The organism is Stenotrophomonas sp. YJH_SMC_54 (assembly GCF_059368435.1).
Window position 1 is genome coordinate 80,107 of the sequence record NZ_JCAFRS010000011.1, and the last position, 19,039, is coordinate 99,145.

General features: G+C 67.1%; 17 protein-coding genes. 9 read left to right on the forward strand and 8 right to left on the reverse strand.

Translation table 11 applies throughout. From position 1 onward, the window contains the following. Nucleotides 1–103 precede the first annotated feature (103 nt). The 3 genes from mtnC to AC5P5S_RS13800 form a co-directional block, all read right to left on the reverse strand. On the reverse strand, nt 104–799 hold the full coding sequence (gene mtnC / locus AC5P5S_RS13790; RefSeq protein ID WP_012480050.1) for an acireductone synthase: 696 nt from the start codon (nt 797–799) through the stop codon (nt 104–106). Between the two features lie 3 nt (nt 800–802). After that, entirely contained in the window at nt 803–1,360 is a 558-nt protein-coding gene (locus tag AC5P5S_RS13795; protein WP_005409451.1) for a 1,2-dihydroxy-3-keto-5-methylthiopentene dioxygenase, read from the reverse strand. 92 nt (nt 1,361–1,452) lie between these two features. Then, nucleotides 1,453–2,094 carry a methylthioribulose 1-phosphate dehydratase gene (locus tag AC5P5S_RS13800; protein WP_032967162.1) on the reverse strand — a complete coding sequence of 214 codons (642 nt, stop codon included), beginning with the start codon at nt 2,092–2,094 and terminating at the stop codon, nt 1,453–1,455. A gap of 252 nt (nt 2,095–2,346) precedes the next feature. Between AC5P5S_RS13800 and AC5P5S_RS13805 the strand changes: the two genes are divergently transcribed. Then, nucleotides 2,347–2,721 carry a hypothetical protein gene (locus tag AC5P5S_RS13805; protein ID WP_005413186.1) on the forward strand — a complete coding sequence of 125 codons (375 nt, stop codon included), beginning with the start codon at nt 2,347–2,349 and terminating at the stop codon, nt 2,719–2,721. Between the two features lie 219 nt (nt 2,722–2,940). After that, nucleotides 2,941–3,300, forward strand: a complete 360-nt coding sequence (locus AC5P5S_RS13810) for a hypothetical protein (RefSeq protein ID WP_231098199.1) — start codon at nt 2,941–2,943, stop codon at nt 3,298–3,300. Nucleotides 3,301–3,563: 263 nt separating this feature from the next. Here AC5P5S_RS13810 and AC5P5S_RS13815 read toward each other — a convergent pair whose 3' ends face one another. Next, entirely contained in the window at nt 3,564–4,991 is a 1,428-nt protein-coding gene (locus AC5P5S_RS13815; protein ID WP_062605899.1) for an amino acid permease, read from the reverse strand. Between the two features lie 82 nt (nt 4,992–5,073). Beyond that, nucleotides 5,074–6,549, reverse strand: a complete 1,476-nt coding sequence (locus AC5P5S_RS13820; protein WP_005409456.1) for an amino acid permease — start codon at nt 6,547–6,549, stop codon at nt 5,074–5,076. Between the two features lie 133 nt (nt 6,550–6,682). On the opposite strand from AC5P5S_RS13820, the gene AC5P5S_RS13825 reads away from it, so the two are divergent. Beyond that, nucleotides 6,683–7,297 (forward strand): NUDIX hydrolase, encoded by a 615-nt coding sequence (locus tag AC5P5S_RS13825; RefSeq protein ID WP_081113736.1) that lies wholly within the window; start codon nt 6,683–6,685, stop codon nt 7,295–7,297. A gap of 78 nt (nt 7,298–7,375) precedes the next feature. Here the strand turns inward: AC5P5S_RS13825 and serA are convergent, their stop codons facing one another. Next, on the reverse strand, nt 7,376–8,617 hold the full coding sequence (serA, locus tag AC5P5S_RS13830; protein WP_005409458.1) for a phosphoglycerate dehydrogenase: 1,242 nt from the start codon (nt 8,615–8,617) through the stop codon (nt 7,376–7,378). 169 nt (nt 8,618–8,786) lie between these two features. Between serA and AC5P5S_RS13835 the strand changes: the two genes are divergently transcribed. From AC5P5S_RS13835 to AC5P5S_RS13845, 3 genes are all read left to right on the forward strand, one after another. Then, complete coding sequence (locus AC5P5S_RS13835) at nt 8,787–10,175, forward strand: FAD-binding oxidoreductase (RefSeq protein ID WP_024958330.1); 1,389 nt, start codon at nt 8,787–8,789, stop codon at nt 10,173–10,175. A gap of 62 nt (nt 10,176–10,237) precedes the next feature. Further along, entirely contained in the window at nt 10,238–10,537 is a 300-nt protein-coding gene (locus tag AC5P5S_RS13840) for a DUF2388 domain-containing protein (RefSeq protein WP_005409460.1), read from the forward strand. Between the two features lie 34 nt (nt 10,538–10,571). Continuing rightward, entirely contained in the window at nt 10,572–12,368 is a 1,797-nt protein-coding gene (locus tag AC5P5S_RS13845; protein ID WP_062605893.1) for an Lnb N-terminal periplasmic domain-containing protein, read from the forward strand. Here AC5P5S_RS13845 and AC5P5S_RS13850 read toward each other — a convergent pair. Next, entirely contained in the window at nt 12,346–13,422 is a 1,077-nt protein-coding gene (locus AC5P5S_RS13850) for an ATP-binding protein (protein ID WP_005409462.1), read from the reverse strand. The two genes, AC5P5S_RS13845 and AC5P5S_RS13850, sit on opposite strands and share 23 nt — an antisense overlap. Continuing rightward, nucleotides 13,422–14,138 carry a response regulator gene (locus AC5P5S_RS13855; RefSeq protein WP_005413196.1) on the reverse strand — a complete coding sequence of 239 codons (717 nt, stop codon included), beginning with the start codon at nt 14,136–14,138 and terminating at the stop codon, nt 13,422–13,424. Before AC5P5S_RS13855 ends, AC5P5S_RS13850 begins: the two co-directional genes overlap by 1 nt. Nucleotides 14,139–14,267: 129 nt before the next feature. On the opposite strand from AC5P5S_RS13855, the gene AC5P5S_RS13860 reads away from it, so the two are divergent. The 3 genes from AC5P5S_RS13860 to AC5P5S_RS13870 are packed head-to-tail and all read left to right on the forward strand — an operon-like array spanning nt 14,268 to nt 18,972. After that, nucleotides 14,268–15,413 carry an efflux RND transporter periplasmic adaptor subunit gene (locus AC5P5S_RS13860; protein ID WP_024958332.1) on the forward strand — a complete coding sequence of 382 codons (1,146 nt, stop codon included), beginning with the start codon at nt 14,268–14,270 and terminating at the stop codon, nt 15,411–15,413. A 36-nt stretch (nt 15,414–15,449) separates the two neighbouring features. Next, entirely contained in the window at nt 15,450–18,599 is a 3,150-nt protein-coding gene (locus AC5P5S_RS13865) for a multidrug efflux RND transporter permease subunit (RefSeq protein WP_062605891.1), read from the forward strand. Next, entirely contained in the window at nt 18,580–18,972 is a 393-nt protein-coding gene (locus AC5P5S_RS13870) for a nuclear transport factor 2 family protein (protein ID WP_062605889.1), read from the forward strand. Before AC5P5S_RS13865 ends, AC5P5S_RS13870 begins: the two co-directional genes overlap by 20 nt. The last annotated feature ends 67 nt before the right edge of the window (nt 18,973–19,039 follow it).

Sequence of the window (19,039 nt, forward strand, 5' to 3'; positions counted from 1 at the left end):
TGCCAACCTTGGTTGGCACACCCCGAACATGCCAATCCAGGTTGGCATCCACCAGACGCGGAGACGGGTAGGTGCGGACCGTTGGTCCGCACACCTCTCTTCTTTACAGCTGGATCTGCTGGAAGTTCTCGACCCGCTCGTGGCCGTTGGCGGCCTGGCCGATGCGCGGCATCGGGTAGTCATCCAGGCGATCAATCAGGCGGGTCTGCAGGCCGGCTTCGCGGGCGGCGTCCAATTCCTCCACCACATCGGACAGGAACACGATCTCGCCGGCCGGCACGCCGATCGCCTGCACGATGCGGCGGTAGCTGTCGGCCTCGCGCTTGCCGCCGATCTCGGTATCGAACCAGCCCGACACCAGCGGGCTGAGGTCACCGGCATCGCTGAAACCGAAGAACAGCTTCTGCGCCGGCACCGAGCCGGAGGAGTACACGTACAGCGGCAGGCCGGCAGCGTGCCAGCCCTTCAGCACCGGCGCCACTTCCGGGTAGAAGTGCGCGGTGTAGTCGCCGCGGCGGTAGCCCTCATCCCAGATCAGGCCCTGCAGCGCCTTCAGCGCGGTGTGCTTGCGGTCCTGGTCGATCCAGCCCTGCAGCGTCTCGGCCACCAGGCTGTCCTGGCAGGCGCCGCCGATCTCGGTAGCCACCGCGTCCAGCCAGCGGCGGACCTCCGGCTGCTGGCCATGTTCGGCGACGAACGCCGGCAAGGCCTTGCGGGCATAGGGGAACAGCACGTTCTTGACGAACGAGATGCTGCTGGTAGTGCCTTCGATGTCGGTCAGGATGACGCGGGGCTGCATGGATCAGGACGCCTGGGTAGGTACGTAACGGGGGAACTTCTGCGCGATGTCGGTGCCGGTGAAATGACCCACCCAGCCGTCCGGCTCGGTGAAGAAGCGGATCGCCACGAAGCTCGGTTCATCGCCCATGTCGAACCAGTGGGTGGTGCCATCGGGCACGGCGATCAGGTCGTCCTTCACGCACTCGATCTCATAGACCTTGTCACCCACGTGCAGGGTGAACAGGCCGGAGCCTGCGACGAAGAAGCGCACCTCGTCTTCCTTGTGGAAGTGTTCGTCGAGGAACTTCTTCCGCAGCTCGGCGCGGTTCGGGTTGTCCGGGGCGATCGAGGCCACGTCCACGCTCTTGAAGCCGCGCTCGGCGACCAGGCGGTCGATGTCCGCGCGGTAGGCGGCGAACACTTCCTCCTGGCTGGCGCCGGGCGCAACCGGTGCGGTGGCCTGCCAGCGCTCGAAGGTGACGCCGATCTTCTGCAGTTCGGCAGCGATGACCGCGCCGTCCTGGGTGTCCAGCAGCGGCGATTCGGGGCGGGTGTCGTCGTAGATGCGCAGTCGGCTCATGGCGGCAGCTTGAACGTCTCGGGGGGAAGACAGGGTATCAGGGTGGGGGCGAGGTGCAGATTCCGGATCGGCATCTGCACCTGCGCGCGGGTTCAGCCGCGCAGCCTGCGCAGTTCCAGTTCGCAGTGGAACAGGAATTCGAAGGCTTCCAGATGACGGCGCGCCTCGGCCATGTCACGGCCCCAGGCGTACAGGCCGTGGCCGTCGATCAGGTAGCCCCACAGGTTCTGGCGGTCGAGCAGATCATCGACCTGCTTCGAAAGCACGTTCATGTCCTGGGTGTTGGCGAACACCGGTACGTTGATGGCCATCTCGTGGGTGCTGTTGCCGGCGAAGGCCTTCAGCAGTTCGTAGCCTTCCAGGTGCACATGACCCTGCGGCGCGTACAGGCGCGAGGCAATGGTCTGCACCGGCGAATGGGTGTGCAGTACGCAGCCGATTTCCGGGAAGCGGCGGTACAGCTGGGTGTGCAGCAGGGTCTCGGCGGAGGGGCGCAGCGGGCGGCCCACGGCCTTGCCATCGAAGTCCACCACCATGATGTCGTCCTCGATCAGGCGGCCCTTGTCCTTGCCCGAGACGGTGATCGCGGCGTGGCGGTCATCCAGGCGGTGGGAGAAGTTGCTGCTGGTGGCCGGGGTCCAGCCGGCCTGGGCCAGTTCGCGGACGTTGTCGATCAGCAGCTGGGCCAGTTCGCCCAGGCGGGCGGTGTCGTAGGGGAAGGTGGTGGTGTCCATGGACGGCATTTTACGTGATCCGGCCCGATGCTGGGCCCGCGCGGCGACCGCCTGCCTGCTGCGTGGGCAACGCGAAGCGGCGTGCTGGCAGGCGGCGCGCAGGGGTTGGATCGAGGCAAGCACAGCGCTGGCTGAATGGGGAGGGCAGCGCTCCCGCTGGAAGCGATTCCGGTCGTGGACAGCCCTCTTGCCGCGAAACATCATCGGATTGCCGCAGAAGTTCCGGCGAGCGCCAAGAAAAGGAGTACTTCGATGATCGCGCGCGCGATGGGGATGATGGGGGTGATTGGCATCATGCTTGCCAGCAGTGGCTGCACGATGGAATGGGTGAAGATGGATGCGGGTGCGCGGTCATTCGGCCCCGCCCATTCGAGTTGCAGGGCGCAGGCCGACGATCACTGGCCGGTCAGGAATGAAGTGGCCACGCGCACCGTCTACGAAGACCGCAAGGTGCCCTGCAGGCTTGATGAAGTCTGCGCCATTGACGGCAAGTACAACATGGTACCCATGCCGAAAGAGGAGAGTTACATCGTGGACGTCAACGCGTCCGACCGCAGCAGCGAGTTCAATGCCTGCATGGCCGGTGCCGGCTGGCAGCAGCAGCTCATCTGGTTCAATCGCCGCTAGGCGGGGCCGGCGCAGCGGACGACAGGGGCTCGACCGGTTGCTGCTCAACGGACTCGAGGCAACAGTGGCCAGCGGAGAATGACCTGGCTATGCGAACCGTTCAGGCGTCGAGGCTGGAGACGAGCAGGGAGCAGGACAAGAACACGTACGACGTGGATCGAAAGTACGAGCGCGTGCAGCGACCGGAAATCGAGAAGAATGATGGAGATGGCTACGTGTATGCGACTGGCCGTGGCTGCGGGGCTTGCGCTGTTGAGCGGCGGTTGTGCGACCGAATGGGCCCGCTTCAGTGATCATGCTGATCCGCTGGATGAGTCGCGGTGGCGCTGCAGGGCAGAGGCCAACGAGAAGTGGCCGGAGAAGATGGACGTTGTCGAGCGCACCGAGGAGATCGAGGTGCTGACGGTCTGCAAGGAAGGCGAGACATGCGACGTGGATGGCAAATACAAGAAGATGCTGATGCCAAAGACCGAGCGCTACACCGTGGACGTCAACTCCAACGGTAACCATGAGTACTTCATGGGTTGCATGGGCGGCGCCGGTTGGATACAGAAGACCATCTGGTTTGGTCGCAGGTGATTCTCATCCGATCGCCGGCACAATCACGGTACAGATGATATCCACGCATGGCGTGGATCCACCGGACGCGCCGGGAGAGTGTCGAAGGTGGGGAGGGGTGAGGTTGCGGGGGCGTGAGCCGCATGGATGCGGCGACCGAGCTTACAGGGATGTACTTGCAGCGCCCCCCGCAATCTCGCCCCTCCCCGCCAAACCCTCAGCCCGGCTGTTGCCGTTGCTCCGGCTTCAAAGGCGGGTGCAGGGCCGCAGGCCCTGCAATCCCTTTACTTCACCCGCAGGCGGCTGTGCCGGAACCCGTAGCAGAAATAGATCACGAAACCGACGAACGTCCACACCCCCATCAGCATCCAGTTGTGCATCGTCATCGCCGACAGCAGGGCAAGGCAACTCAGCACGCCCAGGCTGCAGATCAGCCACGCCATCGGCATGCGGAACGGGCGCGGCAGGTCCGGCTGGGTACGGCGCAGGATCAGCACGCCGGCGCAGACTGCGGCGAACGCGATCAGCGTGCCCATCGAGGTCAGCTCGCCCAGGATGTCCAGCGGGAACAGCGCCGCCAGCAGCGCGATGCCGATGCCGGTGATCACGGTGTTGATGTGCGGAGTGCGGTACTTCGGGTGGATCCTGGTGAACACCGGCGGCAGCAGGCCGTCGCGACCCATGATCATGAAGATGCGCGGCTGGCCGATGATCATCACCAGCACCACCGAGGACAGGCCGACCAGCGCGCCGACCTCGACCACCCAGCGCAGCCAGCCCAGCTGCGGATGCGCGGCCACGGCAGTCACCACCGGCTCGTCGGTGCCGAGCAGCTGGAACGGCACCAGGCCGGTCATCACCGCAGCCATCGCGATGTACAGCACGGTGCAGATCACCAGCGACAGCATCATGCCGAACGGCATGTCACGCTGCGGATTCTTCGATTCCTGCGCCGCCACCGACACCGCTTCGAAGCCGATGTAGGCGAAGAACACCATCGCCGCGCCACGCAGTACGCCTTCCATGCCGTACTTGCCAGGCCCTTCGTTGGCGGGAATGAACGGGGTCCAGTTGCTGGTGTCCACATACTTCCAGCCGACCACGATGACCAGCAGGATCAGGCCGGTCTTGAGCACGACCATCGCCATGTTCATCGCCGAGGACTTGCTGATGCCGACGTAGCACAGCCAGGTCAGCAGCAGTACCAGCGCAGCGGCCGGCAGGTTGGCGATCGCGCCGGTGGGGCGCAGCTGTGCATCGAGTGGGGCGCTGACCAGCGCCGCCGGTAGATGGATGTCGAACTGGCTGAGCAGGCTCAGGAAATAGCCGGTCCAGCTGACCGCGACCGCCGAGGCGGAGACGCCGTACTCGAGCACCAGCATCCAGCCGATGAACCAGGCCGAGAGCTCGCCGAAGGTGGCGTAGGTGTAGGTGTAGGCGCTGCCGGAGACCGGCACCATCGAGGCGAATTCGGCATAGGCCAGTGCGCAGAAGGCGCAACAGACGGCGGCCAGTACGAACGACAGCATGATGGCCGGGCCGGCGTGGTTGGCGGCGGCCTGGCCGGTGATGACGAAGATGCCGCCGCCGATCACCGCGCCGATACCGAGGGCAGTCAGGCCCCAGGGGCCGAGGTGGCGGCGCAGGCTCAGGCCGTTGGCCTCTTCATGGGCGGCATGCGGGTGCTTGGTGGCCCACAGTTGCTTGAACATGTGTGGTGGTCTTGTCGAAGCGCGCCACGGGCGGCGCGCGGGGAAAACGGACGGGCCGGCGCGAGGCCGGCCCGTAGGCGGATCAGGGCGACTTGGCAAGCTTGCTGTTGCGGATGCCGTAGCCCAGGTAGATCAGCAGGCCGAGCAGGGTCCAGCCAACGAACAGGTGCCAATGCACCACGAACGCCTGCCAGAACAGGAACAGGCAGGTGGCAGCGCCGAGCGGGCAGATGATCCAGACCATCGGCACGCGGAACGGGCGGTGCAGGTCCGGCTTGGTATAGCGCAGCACCAGCACGCCGACGCAGACGGTGGCGAAGGCCAGCAGGGTGCCCATCGAGACGAGTTCGCCGAGCACGTTCAGCGGCACCAGGCCGGCCAGCGCGGCAGCGATCACGCCGACCACGATGGTGGCGACGTACGGGGTGCGGAAGCGGGCGTGGACCTTGCCGAAGAACTTCGGCAGCAGGCCGTCGCGGGAGATGGTGTAGGCGATGCGGGTCTGGCCCATCATCATCACCAGCACCACCGAGGACAGGCCGGCGATGGCGCCGATTTCCACGAACGTCTTCAGCCAGGACAGGGTCGGGTAGGGCTCCAGCGCGGTGGCCACCGGCTTGTCGGTGCCCAGCAGGTGGTACGGCATCATGCCGGTCAGTACCGCGCAGACGATGATGTAGACGATCGTGCACACCGCCAGCGAGCCGAGCAGGCCGATCGGCATGTTGCGCTGTGGGTCCTTGGTTTCACCGGCGGCGGTGGAGACCGCGTCGAAGCCGATGTAGGCGAAGAACACGATGGTGGCGGCGCGGAAGATGCCGCTCCAGCCGAACTCACCCGGCACGCCGGTGTTTTCCGGGATGAACGGCTGCCAGTTGGCCGGGTCGATATGGGCCGCGCCGATGCCGATGAACAGGCAGATGACGGTGACCTTGATTGCCACGATGATGGCGTTGACGAAGGCCGACTGGGTCACGCCCACGTACAGCAGGCCGGACACCGCCGCCACGATCAGCACCGCCGGCAGGTTGAACAGCTTGCCGGAGGAGACGAACTCGCTGCCGGTCCAGGCGATGGGCGCGGCGCTGAGCAGGTCCGGGAACGGCATGTGCAAGGTGGTGGTGATGAAGCTGATCAGGTACGCCGACCAGCCCACCGCGACCGAGGCCGAGGCGAACAGGTACTCCAGCACCAGGCACCAGCCGATGAACCAGGCCATGCCTTCGCCCAGGGTGGCGTAGGAGTACGAGTAGGCACTGCCGGAGACCGGCATCATCGCCGCGAACTCGGCGTAGCACAGGCCCGCCAGGGCACAGGCGAAACCGGCCAGCACGAACGAAAGCATCACCGCCGGGCCGGCATGGTTGGCCGCGGCCTGGCCGGTCAGCACGAAGATACCAGCGCCGATCACCGCACCCACGCCAAGCAGGATGAGGTGTTTAGCCGTGAGGGTCCGTTTCAGCGTGGCTTCGCCGTCCAGGCTGCCTTCGATGGGTTCGCCGGCATCGACGTGCCCGGCCGGTTCAACCGGCTTGACCCTCAACAGAGCTTTCAGCATGCAGTACTTCCTAGTGATCGGATGGGGTGGGCCGCCGATACGTTGCCGGCAACCCTGGAATGGTGAAGGCCGCGCGAACGGCCCGCTGTACCTTAGCCAAAGCTGAAGCCAACGCACAAGCGCAATCGCAACAATGAACGGCGATAATGAGCAGTATTTTTCCAGACCGCCCCCATTCATGCGCCAGACCGCCGAAACCCTTGCCGTGCTTGACGATCGCTTGCGTGGCCTGCTGCGGGACTATGCCCGCCGTGAGCCTGCCCACGACGCACTGGCTGCCGAATTCGGCACATTGCTGGACGATCCGGAAGATCCGTTCCGGCGTGAACGGCTGGCCGGCCACTTCACCGCCAGCTGCTGGCTGGTCAGTGCCGATGGCCAGCGCCTGCTGCTGACCCATCACCGCAAGCTGCAGCGCTGGCTGCAGCTGGGCGGCCACGCCGACGGCGACCGCGACCTGGCCCAGGTGGCGCTGAAGGAAGCCGAGGAGGAGTCGGGCCTGAGCGGCCTGGTACTGGAAGACCCGGCCATCTTCGATCTGGACAAGCATTGGATTCCGGAGCGCAAGGACGTGCCGGGGCACTGGCACTACGACGTGCGTTTCGTGATCCGGGCGCTGGGTGGCGAGGCCTTCGTGCTCAGCGAGGAGTCACTTGACCTGGCATGGCGGCCGGTGACCGAAGTCGCGTCCGATCCGCAATCGGACGAGTCCATGCAGCGCATGGCGCGACGCTGGCTGGCACGTTGAGGTAAAAGGGGACGGAGGGGATTAAGTCGTTTATAGCGCATGTGCCGCTAACGACTTAATCCCCTCCGTCCCCTTTTTTCAATACAGGATGCGCGTCCGCAGCGTGCCCGGAATCGCGGCCAGTTCGTCGCGCACGGCGGCGGCCTGTGCCTCGCTGGCGGTGATGTCGATCACCACGTAACCCACCTTCGGGTCGGTGCGCAGGAACTGGCCGTCGATGTTGACGTTGTGGCGCGAGAAGATCTCGTTGACCTTGGACAGCACGCCCGGCACGTTCTGGTGGATGTGCAGCAGGCGCAGGCTGTCTTCGTGTTCGGGCAGGGTCACTTCCGGGAAGTTGACCGCCGACAGGGTGCTGCCGTTGTCGCTGTAGCGCACCAGCTTGGCCGCCACCTCCACGCCGATGTTGTCCTGCGCCTCCAGCGTGCTGCCGCCCACGTGCGGGGTCAGGATCACATTGTCGTGGCGGGTCAGCGGCGATTCGAAGATATCGCCATTGCCCTTCGGCTCGACCGGGAACACGTCCAGCGCGGCACCGCCGACGTGGCCGCTGGCCAGGGCCGCGTCCAGCGCATCGATGTCGACCACGGTGCCGCGCGCGGCGTTGATCAGGTGCGCGCCCTTGCGCATCTTCGCCAGCTCGGTGCTGCCGATCATCCACTGCGTGGCCGGGGTCTCCGGCACATGCAGGGTGACGATGTCGGCGCGGGCCAGCAGGTCGTCCAGGCTGGCCGCAGCACGCGCATTGCCCAGCGCCAGCTTGGTTTCCACGTCGTGGAAGATCACCTGCATGCCCAGCGATTCGGCCAGCACGCCGACTTGGGTGCCGATGTGGCCATAGCCGATGATGCCCAGGGTCTTGCCACGCACCTCATGGCTGCCGCTGGCCGACTTCGACCAGCCGCCGCGATGGCACTCGGCATTCTTCTGCGGAATGCCACGGGTGAGCATGATGGCCTCGGCAATCACCAGCTCGGCCACGCTGCGGGTGTTGGAATAGGGCGCGTTGAACACCGGGATGCCGGCCAGCTCGGCCGCGTCCAGGTCGACCTGGTTGGTGCCGATGCAGAAGCAGCCCACCGCGATCAGGCGCTTGGCCTCGGCCAGCACCTCGGCGCTGAGCTGGGTGCGCGAACGGATGCCGACGATGTGCGCCTCGGCGATGCGCGCCTTCAGTTCGTCCTCGGGCAGTGCCTTGGTGTGCGCCTCGATCTGGCTGTAGCCGGCGGCGCTGAACACCTCCACGGCGGTCTGGCTGACCCCCTCCAGCAACAGCACGCGGATATCCTGCTTGGGGAACGAGGTCTTCTTCGGCGACATGGGGCGACACGGCCAGTGGGACAGGGGCTGACCACTATGCCAGATCGAAGCGCCCATGGTGCAGTGCGCAATTGGTTGCATCCGTAGCTATCTGCAGCGCGGCAGGGCTGGACGCTGGCGCGTGCCGCTGGCACGCTTGCCCGTTCTTCACGCCCCGCGCTGGACCGTCATGACCGATTCCCGCATTGCCTCGCTGCAGCAGGCCTGTCCCGGCCTGAAGCTGAAGACCGACCCGGCCGACCTGGAGCATTACGGGCGCGACTGGACCCGGCGCTGGACGCCGGCGCCGTTGGCGATCGCACTGCCGGCCACGGTCGAGGAAGTGCAGGCGGTGATGCGCTGGAGTGCGGGCGAGGGCGTGGCCGTGGTGCCGTCCGGCGGCCGTACCGGCCTCTCCGGTGGCGCGGTGGCTGCCAACGGCGAGCTGGTGCTCAGCCTGGAACGGATGAACAAGGCGCTGGCCTACGACGCGGTCGATCGCACCCTGGTGGTGCAGGCCGGCATGCCGCTGGAAGCCGTGCACAACGCCGCGCTGGACCACGGCCTGATCTACCCGGTGGATTTCGCCGCGCGTGGTTCCTGCACGATCGGCGGCAACATCGCCACCAATGCCGGTGGCATCCGCGTGATCCGTTACGGCAACACCCGCGAGTGGATCGCCGGGCTGAAGGTGGTCACCGCCAGTGGCGAGTTGCTGGAGCTCAACAAGGGCCTGATCAAGAACTCCAGCGGCTATGACTTCCGCCAGCTGCTGATCGGTTCGGAAGGCACGCTGGGCGTGATCGTCGAAGCGACGGTGAAGCTGACCGATCCGCCGCCGGCCAGCAACGTGATGCTGCTGGCGCTGCCCAGCTTCGAAGTGCTGATGCAGGTATTCGCCGCGTTCCGCGCACGGCTGCAGCTGCAGGCCTTCGAATTCTTCACTGATCGCGCGCTGGAGCACGTGCTGGCGCATGGTGCGCAGGCACCGTTCGACGAGGTGCACCCGTATTACGTGGTCACCGAGTTCGCCGCCAACGACGAAGCGCAGGAAGCGGCGGCGATGGCGGCCTTCGAGGACTGCATGGGCAACGGCTGGGTCAGCGACGGCGTGATCAGTGCCAGCGATGCCCAGGCCGCCCAGTTGTGGCGCCTGCGCGAAGGCATCACCGAATCGCTGGCGCGCTACAAGCCCTACAAGAACGACGTCTCGGTGCGGATCTCGGCGATGCCGGCGTTCCTGGCCGAGACCCAGGCATTGATCGGGCAGGCCTACCCGCACTTCGATGTGGTGTGGTTCGGTCATATCGGTGACGGCAACCTGCACATCAACGTGCTCAAGCCCGATGACACCAGCGACGCCGATTTCGTGGCGCAGTGCGAGCATGTGACCAAGCTGCTGGCGCAGGTGCTGGCCCGGTTCGATGGCAGCATCTCGGCTGAACACGGCATCGGCCTGGTCAAGAAGGGCTACCTGGACAGCACCCGCGGCCCGGCCGAGATCGCCCTGATGAAGGCGGTCAAACGTGCGTTCGATCCCCAAGCGCGGCTGAATCCCGGCAAGCTGTTCGACGTTTGAGCCGGGCAAATCCTTCACGCACCCGTTACGCTCCACGCATCCTCACAACCGGCTTCGAACCGATGACCCGTCCGCTTCTGCTGCTCGCCCTGCTGTCCCTGCCGCTGGCCGGCTTCGCTTCCAGCTTCGCCGGCACCTCGGCCGGTTCCGCCACCGGTGCATCGTCGGGCTCTTCGGCCAGCAGCTCGGGCGACGACAAGGTGGTGCAGGCCGCACGCGACGATGCCGCCGCGTTCATCGCCAGCGACGGCCAGATCCGTGGCGCCCGCCTGCAGGCCGCGCTGGTCCACCTGCGTGAGCAGAGCGCTGCCGCGCAGCAGCAGAGCGACCTGGAACTGGCCCGCGCGCTGCTGGCGCGTTGATCCCGGGTAGTGCCGGCCGCTGGCTGGCAACGCCATGACATCTGCACGGAACGCAGCCAGGCATGGCCTGGCTCTACTGCTGGCCGTTCCGGCCGCACATGCCAGCAGCGACCTGCGCCTGGATCCGGAAGGGCTGAGCCCTGCACAGCAGCAGGTGGCGATGCAGACCCTGGCCGACGTGCAGTCCCTGCTGCCAGATGGCCTGCTGCGCTCACTGCCAGCACACGTGCAGGTGCGCTGGAGCGACCACCTGCCGGCCGATGTGCACGGTCGCGCTTTCGCCGGCCGCATCGACCTGCGTCGCGAGCTGCTGGATGATGCCGTGCCCGGCGCACGCCGTGCACGACGCAGCGCGCTGGTGCATGAACTGACCCATGTTGCAGACCGTAGCGGCGCGAACTGGTCGCGCAGTGCGCGCTGGCGCGACCTGGCCGGATGGCAGCGCAAGCCCTGGCATCTCGGCCGTGGTGGCAACGACTTCCGTGACCGTAGTCCGGATGCCTATGAACTGAAGGATCCGGCCGAGTACCTGGCAGTGAACGCCGAGCATTTCGTGCTCGACAGCGAGTTTGCCTGCCGGCGCCCGGCGCTGGCGCAGTGGTACCAGGCCCATTTCGGAACCCCGCCATCGCTGCCGCAGTCGCACTGCGCGGCCACGTTGCCATTGCTGCAGGCCGAATCGGAAGAGGGTGCGGCATCGCTGCTGCAGCTCGATCCTTCGCGCGTCTACGCCGTGGACTACCTGTTCGCCGAAGGCAGTGCGCAGCCGATGAGCCGCTGGGGGCACAGCATGCTGCGGCTGGTGATCTGCCGGCCGGGCCGTGCGCCGGGGCCGGACTGCCGCCTGGACCTGGAGCACCACCGCGTGCTGTCGTTCCGCGCATTCGTGGGTGATGTGCAGATTTCCAACTGGCGTGGCCTGACCGGCGGCTATCCCTCGCGGCTGTTCGTGCTGCCGCTGCAGCAGGTGGTGGACGAGTACACCAAGGTGGAACTGCGTGGGTTGCAGTCGCTGCCGTTGCAGTTGTCGCCCGGCGAGATCGCCGGCCTGCTCGAGCGCACTGCACAGGTGCACTGGAGCTACGACGGGCGCTATTACTTCGTCAGCAACAACTGCGCGGTGGAAACCGCAAAGCTGCTGCAGGCGGGCGTGCCGCGCCTGGGGGAGGCCGGGCTGGCCCAGCTGAGTCCGCGCGGGTTGAAGCGTCGGCTGGCGCGATTGCAGGTACTGGATGAGCAGGTGCTGGCTGATCGGGATTCCGCGCAGGCGCAGGGCTACTACTTCGCCTCGGCACGCGACCATTACCAGCAGTTGTTCGATGTGGCGGCTTCGCAGCTGGATCTGCCGGTGCGCGATGTGCGCGCCTGGCTGAAGCTGCCCGCACAGCAGCGTGCGCCCTGGCTGCTGCAGGGTGACCTGCGTGCCAGCGCCGGGCTGCTGCTGCTGGAACAGGCTGCGCAACGCCGCGCCGAACTGCGCGCGCGCGATGTGCTGAAACGGCGCCTGCTGGCGGCACCGGACAGTGCCGAGACGCGCGGCCTGCGCCAGCTGCTGGAGCAGGGTGGGCAATGGCTGCGCCCGGGTACGCTGCTGGTCGACGATGGCTACGGGTTGCCGCTTGCCGATGAGCAGGCGCTGTTGTCCGAGGTCGTGGCCACCGCCAGTGCGCAGGCGGTGCCGGCGTGGCAGGCGCTGCGCGTACAGCTGCGCCAGACGCTGCCGGCGCCGCAGCGCGACGAAATGGATGCGATCGACGCCAATCTGACCACACTCGGCGCGCACCTGCGCGAACAGGCCAGGCTGCCGGCTACTGGCGCGGAAGCTCGATGACGAAGCGGCTGCCGCCGGCGCTGCCGGGCGTGCAGTAGACGCGCCCGCCATGTGCATCGGCGATGGCCTTGACCACCGCCAGGCCCAGCCCGCTGCCGCCGCCCTGGCGCGAGCGCGAGCCGTCGGCGCGCATGAACGGAGTGAAGATGTCGGTGTGAAGTTCCGGGTCGATGCCCGGGCCTTCGTCCTCGATCGCCACCTGCACGTGTCCGGGCGTGTCGTGCACGGCAATCCGCACCTTGCCCGGGCTGGCGTAGCGACGCGCATTCTCCAGCAGTGCCAGCAGGGCCTGGCGCAAGCGTGTCGGGTCACAGTGCGCGTTGTGTTCCTCGCGGCTGGTTTCCAGCTCCAGCACGAAGCCGGCGGCGCGGAACTGCGGGTCGACCAGGGTCATCACCGAATGCACTTCGGCCACCACGTCGGTGCGCGCGCGGCGTACGTCCAACCGCGCGTTGTCGGACAGGCTCAACACGCGCAGATCCTCGATCAGGCGTGAGAGGCCTTCGACCTGTGCCAGCAGGCTGCGGAACTGGGATTCGTCTGGCTGGAACACGCCCTCGGCCAGCCCCTGCAGGCGACCACGCAGGATCGTCACCGGAGTCCTTAGTTCATGGGCAATGGCCGCATGCCACATCGCGCGCTCGCTCTCCATGTGCTGCAGGCGGCGCGCCATCGCATTGAAATCCTCGACCAGGGTGGCCACTTCGCCGGGCGAGTTTTCCTGGGCGCTGGCGCGCGCACCGAGGTCGCCGCCGGCAAGCGCGCGCACGCTGTCGACCAGCGAATTCAACGGCGACAGGATGCGGTGGGCAAGGCGGAACGAGGCGGCGATGGCCAGTGCCAGGCCGGTCAGGATCACCCCGACCATCCATGCCAGCTCCGGCCCGGTCGGCAGCCAGCTTTCCGGCTCTTCGGCACTGCCGGGGAAGAACTCGACCAGCACCGCGTACAGCAGCCACGATGACAGGATCATCATCACGATGACGCCGATCACCATCAGCGACATCGAGACGATGATGTGGCGACTGAGCCCGGAGCGGCGCAGGCGGGCCATCAGCGGTCGGCCATCAACCGGTAGCCGACACCGCGCACGCTGGCCGGAACATTGACCATGCCCACTTCATCCAGCTTGCGGCGCAGCTTGCTGACATGGCTGTCGACCGTGCGCTCCAGCGCCTCGCTTTCCGGCAGGCATTCGTGCATCAGTTCGCTGCGGCTGAAGATGCGGGTCGGCGCCAGCGCCATGCAGTGCAGCAGCTTGAACTCGGTGAGGGTGAGCAGCACTTCGTGGCTGTAGCCGTCGCCTTCCACATGCACGGCATGGGTGGCCGAGTCGATCAGCAACGGGCCCGCGCGCAGTGCGGTCGGTGCGTCCACGCGCGAGCCACGCAGCGTACGCCGCAGCACGGCGCGCACGCGCGCTGCCACTTCGGCTGGATTGAACGGCTTGACCACGTAGTCGTCGGCGCCCATGCGCAGCGCAGTCAGCTTGTCCAGGTCCTGGTCCAGCGCGGTCAGCATGATCACCGGCGTTTCGCCGCGCTGGCGTAGCTGGGTCAGTACGCTCCAGCCATCCAGCCGCGGCAGTTGTACGTCGAGCAGGACCAGGTCGGGGCGGGCGCTGCGGTGCAGGTCCAGTGCACTGTGGCCATCGGCGGCACGCAGGGTGCGTAGTCCTTCGCGTTCCAGGTAGGCGGTAAGAATATCGGCGATCTCGGCCTCATCCTCGACGATCAGGACGAGGGCGGCGAGGGCAGGGGAGGCATGCATGCAGGGGCGGGGCCTTAAGGTGCTTGCCTCCATCGTATCTCCACAGTTCCTCCATCGAAACCCCATCATCGCCCCGCAGACTGCACGCTTCAGAACCTATCAGCCGCCCGCGCGGCATTGTGCACAGCAATGAGAACCTTCAGGACTCCGGTCGCGTTGATCGCGGCCCTCGCCCTGGCCATGACGGCCTGCTCCGCCCCCGAAGCCACGCCCGAAGCGGCACCGCGCGTCAGCGTGGTCACTGTCGGCCCGCAGGTCGTGCAGCGCGATGACGAACTGCCCGGCCGCGTGGCCGCCGTACGCACCGCACAGATCCGTGCCCAGGTGGGCGGCATCGTGCAGCGCCGGCTGTTTGAGCAGGGTGCGGAAGTGCGCGCCGGCCAGGCCCTGTTCCAGATCGATCCGGCGGCGTTCCGTGCCGATGTCGACTCGGCACTGGCCGCGCTGCAGCGCAGTGAGGCAGCCCTGGGCCGCAGCCGCGTGCAGTCGCAGCGCCTGCATGCGCTGGCGGCCGCGCAGGCGGTCAGCCAGCAGCACCGCGACGATGCCAGTGCCGAGTACGAACAGGCCCGTGCCGCGGTGAACGAAGCGCGCGCGATCCTGGCGCGTCGCCAGCTCGATCTGCGCTATGCCACGGTCAGCGCGCCGATTGCCGGCCGCATCGACCAGGCGCTGGTGACCGAAGGTGCACTGGTCGGCGTGGCCGATGCCGAGCCGATGGCGGTGGTGCAGCAGATCGACCAGGTCTACGTCGATGTGCGCCAGCCAGCGGCGCAGCTCGAGTCGCTGCAACGCAGTGCCGGTGGCGGCGAGCTGCCGGTGACGATCATCGGTGCGGCCGGCAAGCCGCTGCCCGAACGTGGCCAGATGCTGTTCTCCGGCATCAATGTCGATGCGCGCACCGGTGATGTGATCCTGCGCATCCTGGTCGACAACCCGCAGCGCCAGCTGCTGCCCGGCATGTACGTGCGCGCGAAGGTGCCGCGGGGTGCGCCGGCCAGCGCACTGACCGTGCCACAGCAGGCCGTGCTGCGCAGTGCCGGTGGCCAGGCCTATGCCTGGGTGATCGGTGGCGATGGCAAGGCGGTGATCCGCACGCTGGAAGTGGACGGTAGTGTCGATCGCCAATGGCTGGTGCGCACCGGCCTGAAGGCGGGCGAAAAGGTGGTGGTCGAAGGCCAGGAACGCCTGCAGGAAGGCGTGGTGGTCGATGCGCGCGATTGGCAGATGCCGGTCGCCAGCGCCGGCGCGGTGCAGGCCGGCAGCAAGGGCTGAGCCTCTACCGGGCCGGTCCCTCCAGGAAAATCCAACATGGCACGTTTCTTCATCGATCGCCCGGTGTTCGCCTGGGTGCTGGCGATCTTCATCATCCTGGCCGGTGTGCTGGCGATCCCGCGGCTGGCGGTGGAGCGCTATCCGGCGGTTGCCCCGCCCAGCGTCAGCATCTATGCCAGTTACCCGGGTGCGAGCCCGCAGACGCTGAATGACGCGGTGGTCGGCCTGATCGAGCGCGAGCTGTCCAGCGTCAAGCACCTGCTGTACTTCGAGTCGTCGGTGGACACGTCCGGCGAAGCCTCGATCACCGCCACCTTCAAGCCGGGCACCAACCCGGAGCTGGCGCAGGTGGACGTGCAGAACCGGATCAAGGCGATCGAGCCGCGCCTGCCGCGCAGCGTGCGCCAGAACGGCCTGTTCGTGGAGGCCGCCGATTCCGGTTTCCTGATGCTGGTCGGCCTGCGTTCGCCGGATGCCAGCGTCAGCGAGGCCGCACTGGGCGACTTCATGGCGCGCAACATCATCGAGGAGCTGCGCCGCATCGATGGCGTCGGCCGCGTGCAGCTGTTCGGTGCCGAACAGGCGATGCGCGTGTGGCTGGACCCGACCCGGTTGACCGGCTATGGGCTGACCATGGGTGACGTGGCCGCTGCCATCGAGCAGCAGAACCTGGAGATCTCGCCGGGGCGCATCGGCGATTCTCCGGGTGTTCCGGGCCAGCGCATCACCGTGCCGCTGAGTGCCGATGGCCAGCTGTCCACGCCGGAGCAGTTCGCTGCCATCGTGCTGCGCGCCGGGGCCGACGGCTCGCGGGTGGTGCTGGGCGATGTCGCCCGCGTTGAACTGGGCGCGCAGAGCTATGCCTGGGGCACCCGCGAGGATGGTCATCCGGCCACCGCCGCCGGCGTGCAGCTGCGTCCTGGCGCGAACGCGGTTCGCACCGCGTCGGCGGTGCGCGAGCGCATGGCCGAGCTGGCGCCGCTGTTGCCGCGCGGCGTGGAGGCGAGCATTCCGTTCGACACCGCACCGTTCGTCAAGATCTCGATCCAGAAGGTGGTGCAGACGCTGCTGGAGGCGATGCTGCTGGTGTTCGCAGTGATGTACCTGTTTCTGCAGAACTGGCGCTACACGCTGATTCCGGCACTGGTCGCACCGATCGCGTTGCTGGGCACCTTCGCGGTGATGCTGGCGCTGGGCTTCTCGATCAACGTGCTGACCATGTTCGGCATGGTGCTGGCGATCGGCATCATCGTCGACGACGCCATCGTGGTTGTCGAGGGCGTGGAACGGATCATGGCCGAGGAAGGCCTGCCGCCGCGCGAGGCCACCATCAAGGCGATGCGCGAACTGACCGGTGCGGTGATCGGCATCACCCTGGTGCTGACCGCGGTGTTCATTCCGATGGCGCTGGCCAGCGGCTCGGTGGGTGCGATCTACCGCCAGTTCACCGTGGCGATGGCGGTGTCGATCCTGTTCTCGGCGCTGCTGGCATTGAGCCTGACGCCGGCGCTGTGCGCGACCCTGCTGCGCCCGAACACCCATGGCCACCATGGTCGGGGCGGTCTGTTCGGCGCCTTCAATCGTGGCTTCGAACGGATGACCGGGCGCTACCAGCGTGGCGTGGCGTCGGTGCTGCAGCGGAGCGGGCGGGTCATGGGCGTGTTCGCCGCGCTGGTGGCGGCGCTGCTGCTGGGCCTGCACTGGCTGCCGGGCGCCTTCCTGCCGGAAGAGGACCAGGGCTACTTCATGACCTCGATCCAGCTGCCGGCCGAAGCCACCGCCGAACGCACGCTGGCCGTGGTCGAAGCCTACGAACGGCACGTGGCGTCACGCCCGGGCATCGGCTCCAACCAGTCGATCCTCGGCTACAGCTTCTCCGGTTCCGGCCCGAGCGCGGCGCTGACCTACACGATGCTGAAGGACTGGGGCGAGCGTGCAGGGGCCACCGCGGCCGGCGAAGTGGAGGCCGCGCAGAAGGCGATGGCGACGATTGCCGAGGGCGAGGTGATGAGCGTGATGCCGCCGGCGATCGACAGCCTGGGCCGTTCGTCCGGCTTCTCGCTGGCGCTGCAGGCGCGCACCGGGCAGAGCCAGGCCGAGCTGCGTGCGGCCCTGCAGCAGCTGCTGAAGCTGGCCGAGGCCAGTCCGCTGCTGTCGGAGGTGCATGCCGATGGCCTGCCGGCAGGTACCAGCGTGCGGCTGGACATCGATCGCGCCAAGGCCGAGGCGATGGGCGTGGGGTTCGAGCAGATCAGCAGCACGCTGTCGGCGGCGATGGGCTCGCAGTACGTCAACGACTTCCCCAACAAGGGGCGGCTGCAGCAGGTGATCCTGCAGGCCGATGCACCCCACCGGATGGAGCTGGAGGATGTGCTGAGGCTGTACGTGCGCAACAGCGAAGGCGGCATGGTGGCGTTGTCGGAACTGGTGACGCCGCACTGGACCGAGGCGCCGCTGCAGCTGCAGCGCTATCTCGGCTTCCCGGCGCTGAACCTGTCCGGCGCACCGGCCTCCGGCGTGTCGACCGGCCAGGCCATGGCGGAGATGGAGCGGTTGGCGGAGAAGCTGCCGTCCGGTTTTGCCCTGCAGTGGACCAGCCAGTCGCTGCAGGAGCGGGAGTCCGGTGCGCAGGCGCCGTGGTTGCTGCTGTTGTCGATGCTGGTGGTGTTCCTGGTGCTGGCGGCACTGTACGAGAGCTGGTCGATCCCGCTGGCGGTGATGCTGGTGGTGCCGCTGGGCCTGCTCGGTGCGGTTGCTGCGGTGCTGTTGCGGGGCATGCCCAACGACGTGTTCTTCAAGGTCGGCATGATCACCGTGATCGGGCTGTCGGCGAAGAACGCGATCCTCATCGTCGAGTTCGCGCGCCAGCTGCAGCAGCAGGGTCGCGGCCTGGTTGAAGCAGCGCTGGAGGCGGCGCGGCTGCGCCTGCGGCCGATCGTGATGACCTCGTTGGCATTCGCGCTGGGCGTCGTGCCGCTGATGCTGGCGCAGGGCGCGTCGAAGGAAACCCAGCAGGCGATTGGAACCGGTGTGTTCGGCGGCATGGTCAGTGCGACGGTGCTGGCGGTGTTCTTCGTGCCGGTCTTCTATGTAGTGGTGCAGGGCGCGCGGCAGTGGATCGCGCAACGCCTGCGCAGGCGCCGGCCGATGCCGGAAGGATCCGTGGATGGAACGGGACATCGTTGAAGACCTGCATGAGCGGCAGTTGGCAGCGCTGGAACAGCGCCTGCGGCAGGCATTGCTGGATGACGACCACGATGCGCTGACCGCGCTGGTATCGCCGGCATTGTTCATGATGGACGGGCAGGGCGGACGCTTGCTCGACCTGCCGTGGCTGGGCGACTGGCTGGCCGGAAACCTGCACGTGCGCAGCCTGCAGTCGTACGCGGTGGAAGCGCTGCTGTGCGGACGCCTGGCATTGTTGTCCAGCGACGTGCGCTTGTCGGTGCGCGGGCAGGGCCAGGAGCGCGAGCTGAAACTGCGCCTGCTGCGGGTGTGGACCTGCAGTTCCGGCGAAAGCGGCGCGCAGCTGTTGTCGATGGCGGTACTGGCCGCATGAGTGCGGTCAGGCCGCTTTCAGGCCCCGCTCACCGACAGGTGGTAGGGTCGAGCCTCTCTGTAGTGTC

Bases quoted from the DNA above. Each gene is read 5' to 3' on its own strand.
- mtnC (WP_012480050.1), bottom strand. From the start codon at position 799: ATGCAGCCCCGCGTCATCCTGACCGACATCGAAGGCACTACCAGCAGC.
- AC5P5S_RS13795 (WP_005409451.1), bottom strand. From the start codon at position 1,360: ATGAGCCGACTGCGCATCTACGACGACACCCGCCCCGAATCGCCGCTG.
- AC5P5S_RS13800 (WP_032967162.1), bottom strand. From the start codon at position 2,094: ATGGACACCACCACCTTCCCCTACGACACCGCCCGCCTGGGCGAACTG.
- AC5P5S_RS13805 (WP_005413186.1), top strand. From the start codon at position 2,347: ATGATCGCGCGCGCGATGGGGATGATGGGGGTGATTGGCATCATGCTT.
- AC5P5S_RS13810 (WP_231098199.1), top strand. From the start codon at position 2,941: ATGCGACTGGCCGTGGCTGCGGGGCTTGCGCTGTTGAGCGGCGGTTGT.
- AC5P5S_RS13815 (WP_062605899.1), bottom strand. From the start codon at position 4,991: ATGTTCAAGCAACTGTGGGCCACCAAGCACCCGCATGCCGCCCATGAA.
- AC5P5S_RS13820 (WP_005409456.1), bottom strand. From the start codon at position 6,549: ATGCTGAAAGCTCTGTTGAGGGTCAAGCCGGTTGAACCGGCCGGGCAC.
- AC5P5S_RS13825 (WP_081113736.1), top strand. From the start codon at position 6,683: ATGAACGGCGATAATGAGCAGTATTTTTCCAGACCGCCCCCATTCATG.
- serA (WP_005409458.1), bottom strand. From the start codon at position 8,617: ATGTCGCCGAAGAAGACCTCGTTCCCCAAGCAGGATATCCGCGTGCTG.
- AC5P5S_RS13835 (WP_024958330.1), top strand. From the start codon at position 8,787: ATGACCGATTCCCGCATTGCCTCGCTGCAGCAGGCCTGTCCCGGCCTG.
- AC5P5S_RS13840 (WP_005409460.1), top strand. From the start codon at position 10,238: ATGACCCGTCCGCTTCTGCTGCTCGCCCTGCTGTCCCTGCCGCTGGCC.
- AC5P5S_RS13845 (WP_062605893.1), top strand. From the start codon at position 10,572: ATGACATCTGCACGGAACGCAGCCAGGCATGGCCTGGCTCTACTGCTG.
- AC5P5S_RS13850 (WP_005409462.1), bottom strand. From the start codon at position 13,422: ATGGCCCGCCTGCGCCGCTCCGGGCTCAGTCGCCACATCATCGTCTCG.
- AC5P5S_RS13855 (WP_005413196.1), bottom strand. From the start codon at position 14,138: ATGCATGCCTCCCCTGCCCTCGCCGCCCTCGTCCTGATCGTCGAGGAT.
- AC5P5S_RS13860 (WP_024958332.1), top strand. From the start codon at position 14,268: ATGAGAACCTTCAGGACTCCGGTCGCGTTGATCGCGGCCCTCGCCCTG.
- AC5P5S_RS13865 (WP_062605891.1), top strand. From the start codon at position 15,450: ATGGCACGTTTCTTCATCGATCGCCCGGTGTTCGCCTGGGTGCTGGCG.
- AC5P5S_RS13870 (WP_062605889.1), top strand. From the start codon at position 18,580: ATGGAACGGGACATCGTTGAAGACCTGCATGAGCGGCAGTTGGCAGCG.